General features: G+C 70.6%; 12 protein-coding genes. 5 read left to right on the top strand and 7 right to left on the bottom strand.

From position 1 onward, the window contains the following. Window positions 1–91 precede the first annotated feature (91 nt). Genes AB0P25_RS12245 through AB0P25_RS12260 form a run of 4 tightly spaced genes read left to right on the top strand, consistent with a single transcriptional unit; the run spans window position 92 to window position 5,512 of the window. Complete coding sequence (locus AB0P25_RS12245; protein WP_363807642.1) at window positions 92–1,894, top strand: cell wall-binding repeat-containing protein; 1,803 nt, start codon at window positions 92–94, stop codon at window positions 1,892–1,894. Between the two features lie 9 nt (window positions 1,895–1,903). After that, complete coding sequence (rfbC, locus tag AB0P25_RS12250) at window positions 1,904–2,527, top strand: dTDP-4-dehydrorhamnose 3,5-epimerase (RefSeq protein ID WP_363807644.1); 624 nt, start codon at window positions 1,904–1,906, stop codon at window positions 2,525–2,527. A 2-nt stretch (window positions 2,528–2,529) separates the two neighbouring features. Further along, entirely contained in the window at window positions 2,530–3,393 is an 864-nt protein-coding gene (gene rfbA, locus AB0P25_RS12255) for a glucose-1-phosphate thymidylyltransferase RfbA (protein ID WP_363807646.1), read from the top strand. Between the two features lie 58 nt (window positions 3,394–3,451). Further along, window positions 3,452–5,512: a cell wall-binding repeat-containing protein gene (locus AB0P25_RS12260; RefSeq protein WP_363807649.1), complete on the top strand. Its 2,061-nt coding sequence runs from the start codon at window positions 3,452–3,454 to the stop codon at window positions 5,510–5,512. Between the two features lie 33 nt (window positions 5,513–5,545). Here AB0P25_RS12260 and AB0P25_RS12265 read toward each other — a convergent pair whose 3' ends face one another. From AB0P25_RS12265 to AB0P25_RS12290, 6 genes are all read right to left on the bottom strand, one after another. Further along, window positions 5,546–6,343, bottom strand: a complete 798-nt coding sequence (locus tag AB0P25_RS12265; RefSeq protein WP_363807651.1) for a hypothetical protein — start codon at window positions 6,341–6,343, stop codon at window positions 5,546–5,548. Beyond that, window positions 6,340–7,212, bottom strand: coding sequence for a glycosyltransferase family 2 protein (locus tag AB0P25_RS12270; RefSeq protein WP_363807654.1), 873 nt, complete (start codon window positions 7,210–7,212; stop codon window positions 6,340–6,342). Before AB0P25_RS12270 ends, AB0P25_RS12265 begins: the two co-directional genes overlap by 4 nt. Further along, window positions 7,209–8,465 carry an ABC transporter ATP-binding protein gene (locus AB0P25_RS12275; RefSeq protein ID WP_363807656.1) on the bottom strand — a complete coding sequence of 419 codons (1,257 nt, stop codon included), beginning with the start codon at window positions 8,463–8,465 and terminating at the stop codon, window positions 7,209–7,211. Before AB0P25_RS12275 ends, AB0P25_RS12270 begins: the two co-directional genes overlap by 4 nt. 1 nt (window position 8,466) lies before the next feature. Further along, on the bottom strand, window positions 8,467–9,324 hold the full coding sequence (locus AB0P25_RS12280; RefSeq protein WP_363807658.1) for an ABC transporter permease: 858 nt from the start codon (window positions 9,322–9,324) through the stop codon (window positions 8,467–8,469). Between the two features lie 74 nt (window positions 9,325–9,398). Next, on the bottom strand, window positions 9,399–10,802 hold the full coding sequence (locus AB0P25_RS12285; protein ID WP_363807660.1) for a glycosyltransferase family 4 protein: 1,404 nt from the start codon (window positions 10,800–10,802) through the stop codon (window positions 9,399–9,401). Window positions 10,803–10,984: 182 nt separating this feature from the next. Then, window positions 10,985–12,064, bottom strand: coding sequence for a glycosyltransferase family 2 protein (locus AB0P25_RS12290; RefSeq protein WP_363807662.1), 1,080 nt, complete (start codon window positions 12,062–12,064; stop codon window positions 10,985–10,987). Window positions 12,065–12,141: 77 nt separating this feature from the next. Here AB0P25_RS12290 and AB0P25_RS12295 point away from each other — a divergent pair, with 77 nt between their 5' ends. After that, window positions 12,142–15,075, top strand: coding sequence for a glycosyltransferase (locus AB0P25_RS12295; protein ID WP_363807663.1), 2,934 nt, complete (start codon window positions 12,142–12,144; stop codon window positions 15,073–15,075). Here the strand turns inward: AB0P25_RS12295 and AB0P25_RS12300 are convergent. Continuing rightward, window positions 15,006–16,547, bottom strand: a complete 1,542-nt coding sequence (locus AB0P25_RS12300; RefSeq protein WP_363807665.1) for a DUF2142 domain-containing protein — start codon at window positions 16,545–16,547, stop codon at window positions 15,006–15,008. The two genes, AB0P25_RS12295 and AB0P25_RS12300, sit on opposite strands and share 70 nt — an antisense overlap. Window position 16,548 lies beyond the last annotated feature (1 nt).

Below are 16,548 nucleotides of genomic sequence, written 5' to 3' on the forward strand. Positions count from 1 at the left end.
ATGGGGCGTGAAAGCTCTTGATCTCCGACAACGATTTGCCGCTAGGCTGCGGATCATGGTCTCTGGGGGGAACCGCGCGAGAGTGCGCGCGATGGTCACTGCTGTCTTGTCGTTCGCGGTCGTCGCGGGGGTGCTGTCGGCGTCGCCGGCGGTGGCGGGCGAGGTCGCGCCGGGCGCTCCGCCGACCGCCGAGCAGCAGAACCGCTTCGTGGCGGAGGGACTCGCCGGCACCGTCTCGTCGCTCGCCGCCTCCGATGCGGATCCGTCCAAGTTCGTCGACGGCGACCTCGTGAGCGACGCCGTCTTCTTCAACGGCACGGCGTGGTCGGCTTCGACCGTCCAGTCGCTGTTGAACACAAAGGGCGCGAGCTGCCCGGCCGGGAGCAACCCGGTGTGCCTCAAGAGCGCGACGTTCACGACGCCGAGCAAGGCGGCGGGTGCCGCGTGCACCTCCGCCTACACGGGAGGCAGCGGGAAGACCGCCGCGCAGATCTTCGCCGGCGTCGGCGCCGCCTGCGGCATCAACCCCGCCGTGCTCGTCGCCCTGGTGCAGAAGGAGCAGGGTCTCGTCTCGACGTCGGCGCCCACCCAGTGGATGTACGACCACGCGACGGGCTGGAATTGCCCCGACGTCGGCGCCGATCCGCAGTGCGACAACACGCCGACCTCTACCGGTTTCTTCAACCAGGTCTACGGCGCGGCCTGGCAGTTCAAGCAGTACGGGGCCGATCCGTACTTCGCAAAGCGGTTCCCGGTCGGGAAGGTCAGCCCGATCGGCTACAACCTCGACGCGAGCTGCGGCACCAAGCAGGTGGCCGTCCAGAACAAGGCGACCCGCGCGCTGTACATCTACACGCCGTACACCCCGAACGCCGCGTCCCTCGCGAGCTACCCCGGAGAGGGCGACGACTGCTCGGCCTACGGCATCCGCAACTTCTGGATGCTGTTCAACGCCTGGTACGGATCCTCGACGGCGGGCTCGGTGCCCTCCATGAACCGCATCGCCGGTGGTGACCGCTTCGAGACGGCGGCCGCCATCTCGCGGGCGGCCTACCCCAGCCCCGGCGCAGGCGTGCCCGCCGTCTACATCGCCAACGGCCTCAACTTCCCCGACGCGCTCGCCGCCGCGCCGGCCGCCGCTGCGAGTGGCGGCCCGCTCCTTCTGGTGCAGACCACCGCCGTCCCGCAGGTGATCATGACCGAGCTGCAGCGTCTCAAGCCGAAGCACATCTACGTCGCCGGCGGCGTCAACGTCATCACCGACGCGGTGATCGGCCAGCTGGCGAAGGTCCAGCCGGCGATCACCCGGCTCGGCGGCTACGACCGATTCAACACCTCGGTCGTGATCGCGCAGCGAGCGTTCGGGACGTCGGCGAGTTCCGCCTACGTCGCGTCCGGACTCGGGTTCGCCGACGCCCTGTCCGCCGGCGGGGCCGCCGGCGCGAAGCGGCAGCCGGTCATCCTGGTGAACGGCGCACTCGGCACAGTCGACGCGGGCACCCTGCAGGGACTCCGATCGCTAGGCATCACCAACGTGACCATCGTCGGCGGCACCACGGTGATCTCCAGCGGGTTCCAGGCGAGCCTTGCCAAGAACGGGATCGCCATCACCCGGCTCCAGGGCTCCGACCGCTTCGCGACCAGCATCGCGGTGAACGCGAACGCCTTCCCCGGAGCGACCACGACGTCCTACTTCGCCTCCGGGACCTCCTTCCCGGACGCGCTGGCCGGCGCCGCGTGGGCAGGCAAGGCGGGAGGTCCTCTGCTCGTCACACCGGTGGGCTGCGTGTACCCGGGGGCGGCCGAGCAGGCGCTGCGCTCGAAGGCGATCGGGCTGCTCGGCGGTGTCAATGCGCTCGGGCCTCAGGTGGGGGCTCTGGCGGTCTGCCAGTAGACTCTCGGAGTGCAGATCCGCGAATTGACGATCCCCGACGCGTACGAGATCACCCCCAAGCAGCACGCCGACGACCGTGGCGTGTTCCTGGAGTGGTACCGCTTCGACCGGTTGGAGGAGGCCGTCGGCCACCGCCTCGACCTGCGGCAGGCGAACACCTCCGTGTCGAAGCGCGGCTCGGTGCGCGGCATCCACTTCGCCGACATCCCGCCGAGCCAGGCCAAGTACGTGACCGCGACCCGCGGCGCCGTGCTCGACTACGTCATCGACATCCGGGTCGGCTCGCCGACGTACGGCCAGTGGGACTCGGTGCTGCTCGACGACACCGACCGCCGCGCCATCTACATCGCCGAGGGGCTGGGCCACTGCTTCGTCGCGCTGACCGACGACGCCACCGTGAGCTACCTCGTCACCGACGTCTACAACCCGGGACGCGAGCACGGCATCAACCCGCTCGACCCGGACATCGCGCTGCGCTTCCCGGACGAGGCGGGCGAGCCGCTGCTGTCGCCGAAGGACACCGACGCGCCGTCCCTCGCCGAGGCCGCCGCGGCCGGCCTGCTCCCCACCTGGGACGCGGCCCGCGCGTATTACGCGTCGCTCGACGCGTCCACCGACAAGGGAGGCAACTGACGATGCGCGGCATCATCCTCGCCGGCGGATCCGGCACCCGGCTGTGGCCGATCACCAAGGGCATCTCGAAGCAGCTCATGCCCATCTACGACAAGCCGATGGTCTACTACCCGCTGTCGACGCTGATGATGGCGGGCATCGACGAGATCCTGATCATCACGACGCCCGAGTACAACGAGCAGTTCCGCGCACTCCTCGGCGACGGCTCGCACCTCGGCATCCGCCTCGAGTACGCCGTGCAGGAGTCGCCCGACGGCCTCGCACAGGCCTTCATCATCGGCGAGGAGTTCATCGGCGACGAGTCGGTCGCGCTCGTCCTCGGCGACAACATCTTCCACGGCACCGGCCTGGGCTCGTCGCTGCGCAACCACAGCAGCATCGATGGCGCGCTGATCTTCGCCTACCAGGTCAGCAACCCGACCGCGTACGGCGTTGTCGAGTTCGACGACGACTTCAAGGCGCTCTCCATCGAGGAGAAGCCGGCGAAGCCGAAGTCGAAGTACGCCGTCCCCGGCCTCTACTTCTACGACAACAGCGTGGTCGAGATCGCGAAGACCATCGAGCCCAGCGCGCGCGGCGAGCTGGAGATCTCGACCGTCAACGAGCGCTACCTGGAGGCCGGCAACCTGCAGGTCCAGGTTCTGGACCGCGGCACCGCGTGGCTCGACACCGGGACGTTCGAGTCGATGATGCAGGCGTCGGAGTACGTGCGCGTCATCGAGGACCGGCAGGGCTTCAAGGTGGGCTGCATCGAGGAGATCGCCTGGCGCGCCGGCTGGATCGACGACGCGCAGCTCGAGGCGCTGGCCGCTCCGCTCGTGAAGAGCGGCTACGGCAGCTATCTCATGCGTCTGCTGAGCGAGTAGCGCACTCTCCGTGCGTCGCGCCCGGGGTCTTGCGCAGCCCCGGGCTAGGCTGGCCCGCGTGACGCCGACTCGCCACCCCTTCCGCATGCTCGCCGCCGTGCTCTCGGTGATGGCGGTCGTGCTCGTCGGCGCCCTCGCCACGACGCCCCAGCGGGCCGAGGCGGCGAACGCGGCGGACTTCCAGCCCGGCTACATCATCAGCGACTCCAACTTCTACAACGGGAGCGCGGTCGACGCCGGCAACATCCAGGCGTGGCTCAACGTGCAGGTCCCGGCGTGCGACGCGGGCTACACCTGCCTGAAGGACTACCGCGAGTCGACGTACTCGCGGGCGGCGGATGCGATGTGCGCCGCCTACAGCGGTGTCGCGAACGAGACGGCCGCGACGATCATCGCCAAGGTCGGCGCCGCCTGCGGCATCAGCCAGAAGGTCATCCTCGTCCTGCTCCAGAAGGAGCAGAGCCTCGTCACCGACACCTCGCCGACGACCGGCCAGTACCAGAAGGCGACGGGCTTCGCGTGCCCGGACACCGGCGGCTGCGACACGACGACGCTCGGCTTCTACAACCAGGTCTACAAGGCCGCCTGGCAGTTCAAGCGCTACAGCAACCCGCCGGGGACGTCGCCCTACTTCAGCTGGATCCCGATCGGCCAGGCCAGCGCCATCCGCTACAGCCCGAACGCCGCCTGCGGCTCGTCCAACGTCGTCGTGCGCAACCAGGCGACCGCGGCCCTCTACTACTACACGCCGTACCAGCCGAACGCCGCGGCGCTCGCCAACCTCTACGGCACCGGCGACGGATGCTCGGCCTACGGCAACCGCAACTTCTGGCGGCTGTACGCCGACTGGTTCGGTTCGCCGACGTCCGGCGCGCAGCCCACCGGGAACTTCGAGGCCGGCACGCTCGGCGCGACCACCTTCTCGGTCTCCGGATGGACATTCGACCCGTCGCTGAGCACCGTGCCGCTCAACGTTCAGATCACCTGGAACACCCCATCCGGCACCAGCACGCAGACGGTCGTGGCGAACCTCAACCGACCGGACGTCGGGGCGGTGTACCCGATGGCGGGACCGGCGCACGGGTTCTCCGCCAGCGTCCCGCGCACCACGGACGGGCAGTACTCGGCGTGCCTCGTCGCGATCGCGGCGCCCGGCAACCCGGCAGGCAACAGCGACCTCGGCTGCCGCACGGTGCTCTACTCCAGCACCATCGGCGGGAGCCCGGCCAGCAGCAGGATCTCGGGCTCCGACCGATTCGACACGTCGGTGGCCGTCTCGAAGGCCGCCTACCCCGCCTCGGGCGTCCCCGTGGTGTACATCGCCTCCGGCATGAACTTCGCGGATGCGCTCTCCGCCGGGCCTGCGGCTGCCGCGCAGAAGGGTCCGCTGCTGCTCTCGACCGGCGCCGACGTCACCGCCAGCGTGCTGGCCGAGGTCAAGCGCCTGGCGCCCGCCAAGATCGTCGTCGTAGGCGGCGTGAACGCGGTGTCCGCCGCAGCGGTGGCCAAGCTCGCCGCTCTGCAGCCGAACGTCCAGCGCATCGCCGGCTCTGACCGGTTCGAGACGTCGCGCCTGCTCGCGCAGTACGCCTTCCCGGGTGTGAAGGGCGCCTACTTCGCCTCGGGTCTGAACTTCCCCGACGCGCTGTCGGCGGCGTCCGCTGCGGGGGCCGGCGGTCAGCCCGTCGTCCTGGTGACCGGATTCGGTTCGACCGACGCCGGGACCAGCGCCTACGCGTCCTCGGCGAAGCTCACCTCCGCGACCATCGTCGGCGGCACGACGGTCGTCTCGACGGCGCTGGACGCCTCCATGCGCGCCTCGGGCGCGACCGTGACGCGGATCGGCGGCTACGACCGCTTCGACACCAGCCACCTGGTCAACTCGCAGAAATTCCCGACCGCGTCGACCGCGTACGTGGCGTCGGGCGTCGACTTCCCGGACGCGCTGGCCGGCTCGGCTGTGGCCGGGGCGCAGAAGGCGCCGCTGTTCGTCGCCCGGTCCTACTGCGTCCCGCGGTCGATCGGGAACGACCTGGTCACGATGAAGACCACCAAGGTGGTGTTCATCGGCGGCACGACGGCGCTCTCGGCCGACACGGCGGCGTTCCGGCCCTGCTGACGCGCTGACGCCCGACGGGGCTCACGGCACGGCTCAGCGGCTGTCGTCGAGGTGCAGGTAGCGGTAGAACTCCGCCTTGCGCTCCGCGAGCGTGTGGTGCTGGTTCGTCTCGTCGAGGACGAACTCCACCGGGGTGTCGACCTTGCGCAGCACCCAGCCGCGCTTGCGGGCGTAGCCGCACATCCAGATGTCCTCGAGGAACGTGAAGTAGCGCGGCAGCTCGGTGAAGAAGGACAGGTCGGAGACGATGTCGAGGTCGCAGGCGCAGCCACCGGTGCCGACGTAACTGACGCGGTCGCCGGGCTCCGCGGGGGTGCGTGCCCAGTACTCGCCCTCCATGGTCCATGCCCAGTACCCGGCGATGGTCTTCGGGCCGGATGCGTCGAGCAGGTCCGTGAGGAATGTGTCGCTGACGTCCTGGTCGTCGTCGAGCATGACGAAGGTCCCGCGCTCGCCCGCGACCCACAGCTGCCGGGCGGCGAAGAAGCGGCCGAGACCGCCGACGTTGACCGGGCTAGAGAACAGGGAGACGGAGGCGAGCGCGCCGTGCGGGCGGTACGCGGCGATCCGCTCGCGGTAGTAGGTGTCGTCGGACGGCTTGTTGTTCCACAGCAGGAGGCGCACGCGGGTGCCCTGCTGAGCATCCAGCTGCGTGAGCACCGCGTCGATGCGCTCGCGCCGGTTCCACAGGCACATGATGACCGCCACCCCGTCCGGGTCGCCCGAGCGCAGCAGTTCGCGCATCCGGAAGCGGCCCGCGCGGTAGAGGCGCATCGCCGCTCGCCAGCGCACCGCGGAGACGGCGCGACGGGCGAAGGAGGCGGCACTCACCGCGACACCCACCACAACCGGCCCCAGAGGCCCAGTCGCACCGCGAGCCGCAGCGGCGCGAAGTACCAGGGGGAGTACTTGCGCGAGAGGTAGCGGTAGGCGCTGTCGTGGTGCGCCTTCTCCATGCGCTTCCGCTCCCGCGAGGTGGAGTGCGCGCCCGTGTGGGTCACGACGGCCTCCGGGACGTACACGTTGCGCCAGCCGGCCTTGCCGAGCCGGTCGCCGAGGTCGACGTCCTCGAAGTACATGAAGTAGCCGGGGTCGAACCCGCCGAGCTCGCGGTACGCCTCGCCGCGGATGAGGAGGCACGCGCCCGACAGCCAGCCGGCGTCGCGACGCGTCTCGGTCTCCCGCTCGGCGCGGTAGCGGACCGTCCACGGGTTCGAGGGCCAGAGGCGTCCGAACAGGGCGTGCGCCACGCCGGTGCGGAGCGACGGGAGGCGGCGCGCGGAGGGATAGACGGTGCCGTCGGCGTCCAGGATCTTGGGTCCGAGCGACCCGGCAGACGGGAGCTGCTGCCCGGCGGCGACGAGTGCATCCACGGCGCCGGGGGAGAAGATCACGTCGGGGTTGGCCACGAGCACGTAGTCCGGCTCGACCAGCGCCGCGTCGACCGCGCCGCGCACCCCGCCGCCGTACCCCTCGTTCTCCGGGAGCTCGACGAAGCGGTACCCGGCGGCCGTGACCGCCGCGCCGACTTCGGCCGCCTCGGCGGAGGCGTTGTCGGCCACGACGACCTCGTCGATGCGGCCGGCCGTCGCCAGGGACGACAGGAAGGGCCCGATGGTGTCGGCGGAGTTGTACGTGACCGTCACCGCGAGCACGCGCGGGGCGGCGCTCGCGGCGTCGCCGGTCGGGCCGCCGGTCACGCCGTCGGCTCGACGACCTCGGGGACGGCGTGGACCATCCCGACCGCGAGCGGGTAGTACGGCACGTCGAACGAGCAGGCCTGCGGCATGTCCGAGAGGTGGCGGCCGGCGCGGTCCATCAGCGACGCGTTCACGAAGTACTTGCCCGCGCCGAAGCGGGCGTCCCGCAGCACGAAGGCGACCGTGCGGCGCTCCTTCAGCCGGGACACGTCGGCGCCGATGCGCGCGGTCGTGGTGCCGTAGACGGGCTGGCCGAGGGTGTTGTCGATCTGGATAGCGGCCATCCAGTCGTCGATGCCCTCCTCGTGCTCGACGGTGACCTCGATGCGCAGATCGTCGCCCGGCTGGACCGGCTCGCCCGGCTCGCGCCCGTCGGCCCACGCGCGGGCCTCGATGACCCGGCCGTGCTCCAGCACCGGCTCGCCGTGCTTGGACGCGTGCACCGCGGCTTCAGCCTCGGCCTCGAGCACCCGGCGTCCCTCGAGGATGTTGCGGAACTCGGTGACCGCCCCGCCCGGCTCGCCGTCGTAGACGACCTCGCCCTTGTTGAGCAGGATGGCGCGGTCCGCGAGCTCGGTGACCTGGCTGAGGTTGTGGGTCACCAGGATGATCGTGCGGCCCTCCTGCTGGAACGACCGGATCTTGTCGAGGCACTTGCGCTGGAACGCCTCGTCGCCGACCGCCAGCACCTCGTCCACCAGGAGGAGGTCGGGGTCGGTGTGCACGGCGACCGCGAAGGCCAGGCGCACGTACATGCCGGACGAGTAGAACTTCACCTGCGTGTCGATGAAGTCGCCGATGCCCGAGAAGCTCAGGATCTCGTCGAAGCGCTCCTCGGTCTCCTCCCGGCTGAGGCCGAGGATGGAGGCGTTGAGGTAGACGTTCTCGCGTCCGGTGAGGTCGGGGTGGAAGCCGGCGCCGAGCTCGAGCAGGGCGGCGATGCGCCCGCGGCGTGCGACGCTGCCGCTGGTCGGGTCGATGATCCCGCCGATGACCTTGAGCAGGGTGCTCTTGCCGGAGCCGTTGTGCCCGATCAGCGCGACCGTGTGACCGGCCTGGATGCTGAGGGAGACGTCTCGGAGCGCCCAGAACTCCTCGCGGTGCTCGCGGCCTCGGCCGAAGGCGACCAGGCGCTCCTTGAGCGAGTTGTCCTTGCGGATCACGAACCGCTTGGAGACGTCGGCGACCCGGACGATCTCGGGGGTCTCGCCCTCGGCCTCGTCGCGGGCGACTGCTGTCGTGTCTGTCGTCATGTCACACCACCTGCGCGAAGTTGCCCTGCAGGCGCGCGAAGACGCGCTGGAAGCCGAACAGGAGGACGAGGCCGACCACGAACGCGATGCCCATGCGCAGCAGCAGGAAGTCGGGGTAAACGGCCGTTCCCTGGCCGCCCACCCACATAGCCTTCTGGAATCCGAGCACGGCGAGCGTCACCGGATTGTCGGTGTAGATGTCGAGCAGGATGCCGGGGCCCAGGGCCTTGGCGACCATCTCCCAGGAGTACACGATGGGGGAGGCCCAGAGCAGGAGCAGCAGCACGACCTCCACCAGGTACTGGACGTCGCGCAGGTACACGTTCACCGCCGCCAGCAGCAGGCCGAAGGCCGTTCCGTACAGCAGGAGCAGCAGCACCGACGGGATGAGGTACCAGGTCTCCGCGTGGAGCGGAGGCTTGCCGATGGCGATCGTCGCGACCAGGAGGATGGCGAACTGGATGAGGAAGTTGAACCCGGCGGATCCCACGCTGGCGAGCGGGAAGATCTCGCGCGGCAGGTAGATCTTCTTGATCAGTCCGGCGTTGCCGACGATCGACGCGGTCGTGCCGCCGATGATCTCGCTGAACAGCCCGTACGCGGTGAGGCCCGTGAAGACGTAGATCGCGAAGTCCGCGATGCCGTGCTCCGCGCCCAGGATCTTGCCGATGACGATCGCGTAGATCAGCAGCTGGGTCAGTGGGCGGACCAGCGTCCACACGAAACCGAGGACGCTGTCCTTGTAGCGCGACTTGAGGTCGCGGCGGACGAGGAGCGAAAGGAGTTCGCGGTGCCGGAGGATGTCCCGCACGGCGGCCCAGGAGCCGCTGGATTTGTCGTCGCCGCTGACCGTCACCATCCGCTCTTGGGAGAGCGCACGATATCGATCCAGTGCAGTCATTCAGTCGTCAATCTCTTCGGGCATTCGATGGATTATAGCTTGCGGCGCTTGGCGGAGACCCACTCCGAGGCCGCCCGGAGCGGTCGGGTGAGGCGCCAGGACGAACTGCTCTCGAGCCCGCGGATGCGCTTGTGCAGGTCGTTCGTGACGCGCGTGCGCTCGGAGACGATGCCCGCGACGCGGTCCGGCGCGGGCGTCGGGTCGGCGCAGTAGGCGACGAGAGGGCGCAGGGTGTGCTCCCAGGTGTGCTCCTGGGCGTACGCGGCGATGTTCGCCCCGATGCGTTCGCGCGCCTCGCCGTCGTACAGCAGCTCCTCGATGGCGGCGGCCAGCGCCTCCACGTCCTCCGGCGGTACGACGCGCCCGAGGTCGTTGTCGCGGATGATCGGGGCGAACGTGTCCCCATCGGTGCTGATGATCGGGAGCGACGCCCACAGGTAGTCGAGGATGCGCGTCCGGAAGCTGAACGCGGTCTCCAGGTGCTCGTAGTGCGTGCTGACGCCCAGGTCGGCGTCGAGCAGGAAGTCGGCGCGGTCGGCGTACGGCACCCAGGACTCGTTGAAGAACACGGCCTCGCCGGTGAGTCCGAGGGCGTCGGCGCGCTCGCGGGCCTGCACGGCCATCTTCATCGTGGGGATGTTCGGGTTGGGGTGCGCGGCGCCGAGGAAGAACAGCCGGAGGTCGGGGTGCGCGCGGCGCGCGACGGCGACCGCCTCGATGAGCGTGAGCGGGTCGAACCAGTTGTAGATCCCGCCGCCCCAGACGATCACCTTGTCGTCCGGCCCGATGCCCGGGACCGTCCCCTTGATGCCGTGGCGCTTCTGCACGGGCGGCTCGTTCTGCACACCGAACGGCGCGATGTCCAGCAGCGAGCGCAGGCTCGGGTCGCGGTCGTAGGTCGCCGGGTTGATGCGCGCGAGACCGGCGAGCTGGCCGAGCCAGAAGTCCCGCTGCTTCTCGGACGCGCAGACGAGGAAGTCGGCGCGCTCGAGCTGGTCGTTCAGCACCTCGACGGTGTCGATCGCGACCGCGATGCGCTCCTCGGACAAGAGGTCCTTGCCCTGCTCCAGCTGCTCCAGGTGCATCGGGTCGTAGATGTCGGCGACGATCATGGTGTCGGTCGCCTTGATCCACGGGTGGCTGCGCAGGATGTGGCCCTGGAAGACGAGCACGTCGGCCCAGTCCACGTGGGCGTGCAGACCCTCGTCGTCGGCGTAGGCCACGTGGAACCGGTCGTCCGAGATGTCGGAGACCCGGTTGGTCGAGATGAGGCGCACATCCCCGACGGCGCTGAGCGCCTTGGCGATCTCCCACGCGCGGATGGCGGGGCCGGCCATGAGCTCGCCCAGCGTGTCCGGGGTCACGACGAGGATGCGCCGCCGCGGGGCCGTCGTCGTGGTCGCGTCCGTGCCCGCGCTCGGATCGGTGGTCGGCATGGTGCTCCTTCTCACGTCATCTGGCGGGCCACCCTCGTACGGTCCGGGCTTGACCGAAGGGAGGCGACACCGCGGGGAGGCCTCTCGCCCGCGTACGGGTAAGCGCCGAGCACGAAAGCCGCTCGGAAGGTTACCACCCCAGTTCCGGAAGACGGTGTGAGAGCGGCGGTCTGTGCGGACTCTCAGCGGCGGCGCGGGAGGAGGCGCGCCGCGCGGTCGGTCAGCCGCACGATCCGGCGGCTGCGGAGCGCGCCGAGCTGGTCGTGCAGCGCACGGTTCTCCTCGCGCGCCGCGTGCAGCTCCGCCTCGGCGCGGGAGCGGTCGTCTCGCTCCTGGGCGAGCCGGGCGTCCAGGTCGGCGAGGGCGAGTCCGATCGCGCGGTCCACCGGCTCGGTCACGCCGTCGACCGGACGGTCGGGCACGGGGGAGGGGACGCGGTCGGCGATGCGCGTGTCGAGCATGTACTCGCCGGTCGCGACGCCCGCGGCCAGCTCCTCCTCGTCCGGGTGGCGGCAGAGGTACAGGGGATAGAGGACGCCGGCGAGCAGGCGCCGGTAGTCGCGCATCCCGTGGTGGTTCGGGCTCGGCGTCAGGTCCGAGTTCTCGTACGCGCTGCCCGCGTTGCGCACCTTGCGGCTGTACTGCTCCCAGGACCGCCATGGGAAGTGCAGCACCTCGACCTCGAAGCCCTCGGGGACCGGGCCGTTGTTCGGAAGGCTCACGAAGTGGTTGCCCTGCACGACCTCGATGGTGGGGTCGCCGATGTGCGCGGCGTCATGCGTGGCGTGCGCCTTCAGGCCGACACGGTGCAGCGCCTCGATCGAGCGCAGATCGCGGTAGGCGAGGCGCTGCAGGCCGGTGCCGGCCAGCGCGGCCGGTCCGATCATGTCGTGCACCGGTACGTCGAAGGCCTGGACGCTCTTCGGGATACCCGAGAACGCCTCCTTGAGGGGGAGGCCGTCGGCGCGCGGGAGCCAGAACTCGTCGGCGTCGGCGTTGATGACCCAGTCGGCGCCGTGCTCGATCGCCGCCTCGCGCGCCATCCTGGTCACGGTGACCGCCTGCTGCTTGCGGTGCTCCGGGTCGTGGTGGAGCACGATCCGGCCGTCGGCGGCGTACTGCTCCAGCAGCTCGGTGGTGCCGTCGGCCGAGCCGTTGTCGGTGACGATCAGCGTGTCGACGCCCTGGGCCAGGTGGTGATCGATCATCGCACCGACGATGTCGGCCTCGTCGCGCACCATCAAGGTCATCGCTAGTCTCACGGCGCCTCCTCTGCGCCCAGTCTAGGCGGGCGGGATTCGGCATCCTCCCAGCTAGACTTGCCCGGATGAATCCATGGATGAGCCACGCACAGCGCGCGCTCGGCCGGCTGTTCCCCCCGCAGTCCGGTCCAGGAAGGGTGCTTCGCGCCGGCAAGGACGCCGCCCGCACCTTCCGTTCGGAGCTGCGGCGCGACGTGCCGGGGGCGGAGCCCGCCGACCGCGGCGCCGGCCTCACGGACTACGCCGAGTGGCGTGCGCAGCAGCCGCCGCTCGAGCCGCTGCCCGCCGGGCAGACCACCACGTTCCTCGTCATCGTCGAGACATCGGGGTCCGGCGACGAGCAGGAGGCGGCCCGGGTCGCTGCGACCGAGGCCAGCATCGCGGCGCAGGTCGCGCTGGAGCCGCGGTCGCTGGTGCTGCGCTCCGGCACGCCGCTCCGGGAGGTGCTGCCCGACGTCCCGGAGGACTTCGTGCTGTTCGTGAAGTCGGGCTCGGTGCTCGACCCGCACGCCCTGGAGCAGGTGGCGAAGGAGCACCGGGTCGACCCGGTGCGCCGGGTGATCGCGTTCGACTCCGACCGGCTGACCGCCGGCGGTGCCCGCGTGTCCCCGCTGTTCCGGCCGGTCTGGTCGCCCGAGATCATGCTCGGCGTCAACTACTTCGGCCGCGCGTTCGCCATCCGGGTGCACGATGCGCGGAACGCGAGCGGCATCACGCTCGACGATCACGGCATCTGGCGGCTGCTGCTGCACTCGGAGCTGAGCGACGAGTCCGTCGGCCGGGTGCCGCACGTCCTGCTGTCGGTCCCGGTCGAGCCGGCTGCGCCGGCGACCCCGGAGGACGCGGCGATGGTGGCGCACGCGCTGAACGACCGCGGCGAGGCCGCGACCGCCGAGGTGGATGCCGGCATCGTCCGGGTGCGCTTCGAACCCGAGCGCTGGCCCACCGTGTCCATCGTCATCCCCACACGGCACTCGCGGACGAATCTGGAGCGGCTGCTGCCCAGCCTGGCGACGACCGACTATCCGGCGTTCGACGTCACGGTGGTGGACAACGGCGGCGAGACCGAGGAGAACGAGGCCTGGTACGCGTCGTTCGACGCCGGCGTACCGATCCGTCATGTGTGGTGGACCGAGGAGCCGTTCAACTACTCCCGCGTCAATACGGTGACGGCGCGCTCCACCTCCGGCGAGGTGCTGGTCTTCCTCAACGACGACACCGAGATCGTCGACGCCGGCTGGCTGCGTGAGCTGGTCGGGATGCTGCACCGCGAGGGCGTCGGGACGGTCGGCTTCCAGCTCCGCACCGGTGACGGCCTGGTTCAGCACGGCGGCGTCATGCTCGGCCCGGGCGGCTTCGCGGCCAACCTGTTCGCCGGGATGCGGCCAGAGGAGGACTCGCTGATCGGCCCGGTGCGCTGGTACCGCGACACGCTCGCGGTCACGGCGGCGTGCGTCGGCATCCGCCGGGAGCTGTTCGAGGAGGTCGGCGGATTCGACGAGCGCTTCCAGCTCACCGGAAGCGACGTGGTGCTCGGGCTCGACCAGATCATCCGCGGTCGCCGGAACGTCGTCATCCCCTTCGACGCCGTGCGGCACTTCGAGTCGCTGACGCGCGGGGCGCACGCCCCGCGCGCCGATTCCTTCGCCAGCTACTGGCGTTACCAGCCGTGGCTGGCGGCGGGCGACCCCTACATCTCCCCGAACGTCTGCCGGCTGGTCGAGGTGCCGCGTTTCGCGTCAGTGGACGATCCGCCGCCGCTGAAGCTCACCATGGCCGGACTCGGCCGTCCCTGGAAGTCGGACGCCCAGCAGTCCACCATCTCGGAGGACGCGACGGCGCTGCTGCCGCTCGCGACCATCACCGCCGAGGAGGTGGAGCGCGTCGTCGAGACGCACGCCGCGACCGTCGGGCGCCGCGAGGTCCGCACCATCAACTGGCTGCTGCCCGGTTTCGACCTGCCGTTCTTCGGCGGAGTGAACACGACCCTGCGCATCGCCGACAAGCTCGCGCGCGAGCACGGCGTGCTGAACCGGTTCCTGATCAACGGCCACCCGGCGAACGAGTTCTACGAGTCGGCGATCGTCGCCGCGTTCCCGGGGCTCGCCGGCTCCGAGGTGGGCAACTACTACGGCACCGACGAAGGCCTCGCCGCCGTGCCCCCGGCGGACGCCGCCATCGCGACGTTCTGGCTCACGGCCCGGGATGTGGCCAAGCTGTCGAGCACGCCGCGCAAGTTCTACCTCATCCAGGACTACGAGCCCTCGTTCTATCCGGCGAGCACCATGTTCGCGATGACGGAGCAGACGTACCGGCTCGGCCTGTACGGCATCTGCAACACGCGCAGCATGCACGACATCTACGCCGGCGGCTACGGCGGGACGGCCACCTATTTCGAACCGGCCGTCGACCGTGGGATCTTCCACGCCGAGGGCCGCACCGAACCCGCCCCCGGCGACCCGGTGACGATCTTCGCCTACGCCCGCGACCACTTCCGCAACTGCTGGGAGCTCGTCTACGCGGCGCTCAGCGAGATCAAGCGCCGCCACGGCGACCGCGTGCGGATCGTCGCGGCGGGAGCCAAGTACCTCCCGCCCAGCGCCGACTTCATCGACCTCGGGCTGCTCGACTACCGGGCGACCGGACGCCTCTACCGCGAGACGGACATCGGCATCACCCTGCAGATCTCACGCCACCCGTCGTACCTGCCGCTCGAGCTGATGGCCAGCGGCGCGGCGATGGTGGTGCCGGACTCGCCGTGGTTCCGCTGGTTGTTCGAGCCGGGCGTCAACGCGCGCACGTCGATGATGACCTACGAGGAGGTCGTGGCCGCGCTCGACGAGCTCGTCCGGGACGCGGAGACCCGCAAGCGCATCGCCGCGGCGGGCGTGGCGACCATCGACGAGCGGCACTCCGACTGGGATGCGGCCCTCGACGGGCTCTACGAGTTCCTGTCCGACCCCGAGGCGAACGCCGTGCCGACGGCGGCTCCGCCGTGGGTCGCGCCCTGATCGGGCAGGGGCAGGGCGAGCCGCGGTAGCGCGCGCCAGGCGGCGACCACGGCGTACACGAGGGCGGCGATGACGACCAGCGTGAGCACGATCGTGCCCGCGGGCGGCTGCCACTGCGGATCGAGGAGGAACTGCGGCCACGAGCCGTTCGTCACGGCGTAGCGGCGCAGGGCGAACGCGAACGCGGCGAACTGACCGACGGCGACCAGCACCAGGAGCGTTCGCAGCACCGCGAGCGAGCCGCGGCCGGGGCGGAGTCCTGCCGCGTCGAGGGCGAGGCCGCCCGCGATGGCGGCGAGGAGCAGCAGGGCCAGCACGTAGCGGCCCTGCCAGACGTCGCCGACCTGTCGCCACAGTGCGACCTGCGTGATGACGGGCACGATGAGCAGCGCGGCGGTGAAGCCGGCGGCCACCCACCGCTCGCGGCCGCGGCCCAGCACGAGGGGCAGGACGAGGATCGTGAGGAAGAGCGCGGTCCACAGCGTCTGGACGCCCTCCGGCGCGGGCACGTCGACGGTCCCGAACAGGCCGGTGAGCTGGCGCCAGTAGACGAAGGTGTTCTCGAACATGTTCTGCGCGACGGTGAACAGGCTCCCGGGGACCGGCTCCGCCAGCGCCTGCACGGCGTTGCCCGGCCGGGTGAACCAGATCAGCTGGCCCAGGCACACCAGCACGATGGCGCCGAGCACGATCCACGTCGAGACGCGCCGCGTGAGCGCACGCCAGTCGTCCCGGCGCAGGAGCGCGATGACGCCGAGGCCGGCGAAGACGACCCAGAGCAGCCCGAGGCTCCGGCCGCCGGTCACGAGAGCGGTGGAGGCGACGGCGGTCGCGGCGGCGAACCCGAAGGCCCAGCCGGTCGGACGGACCCGGGCCAGGACGAGCAGCGAGGCGAACAAGCCGCCCGCGGCCGCCATCTCGATCGCGTTCGGATTGATCGCGCCGCCCAGGAAGACGACCTCCGGGGTGATGGCCGCGATCGGGAGCAGGAGGCCCCAGCGCACGCCCGGAATCCGTCTCAGCAGGACGGCCGTGGCGGCGAATACGGCGGCGACGAGCGCGGCCGACAGCATGCGCATCCCGAAGATGGCGGCCGTTCCGGACAGCACCAGCGAGGGGAGTCCGACGATCGCGTAGTAGACCGGCGAGTTGGTCTGCGCGGTCGAGATCGTGTCGCGCAGCTCGGCGCCGTAGGGCGACGTGCCGACGCACGCGGGAGTCTTGTCCGGCCGCCCGGCGAAGCACGCGCCCGCTCCGGGGATGTACAGGTACCCGGGCGCCTGGAAGTGCCTCCCGTCCCCGACGAGCTGACCCCGCGCCGCCGCCGTTGCGCGCACGGTGTGGGAGGCCTCGTCCGGCACCGCGTAGATCGGGGTCGCGAGGGACCAGGCGGCCATCAGCGCGAAGAGCACCGCGAACACCGAGACGAAGAGGCGCCCCGGGAATCGCGGATCGGTCGTCGCCGCGTCCATC

The organism is Leifsonia sp. NPDC077715, assembly GCF_040686855.1.
In the GTDB taxonomy this organism is placed as follows: domain Bacteria; phylum Actinomycetota; class Actinomycetes; order Actinomycetales; family Microbacteriaceae; genus Leifsonia.

Bases quoted from the DNA above. Each gene is read 5' to 3' on its own strand.
- AB0P25_RS12285 (WP_363807660.1), bottom strand. From the start codon at position 10,802: ATGCCGACCACCGATCCGAGCGCGGGCACGGACGCGACCACGACGACG.
- AB0P25_RS12245 (WP_363807642.1), top strand. From the start codon at position 92: ATGGTCACTGCTGTCTTGTCGTTCGCGGTCGTCGCGGGGGTGCTGTCG.
- AB0P25_RS12300 (WP_363807665.1), bottom strand. From the start codon at position 16,547: ATGGACGCGGCGACGACCGATCCGCGATTCCCGGGGCGCCTCTTCGTC.
- AB0P25_RS12275 (WP_363807656.1), bottom strand. From the start codon at position 8,465: ATGACGACAGACACGACAGCAGTCGCCCGCGACGAGGCCGAGGGCGAG.
- rfbA (WP_363807646.1), top strand. From the start codon at position 2,530: ATGCGCGGCATCATCCTCGCCGGCGGATCCGGCACCCGGCTGTGGCCG.
- AB0P25_RS12295 (WP_363807663.1), top strand. From the start codon at position 12,142: ATGAGCCACGCACAGCGCGCGCTCGGCCGGCTGTTCCCCCCGCAGTCC.
- AB0P25_RS12280 (WP_363807658.1), bottom strand. From the start codon at position 9,324: ATGGTGACGGTCAGCGGCGACGACAAATCCAGCGGCTCCTGGGCCGCC.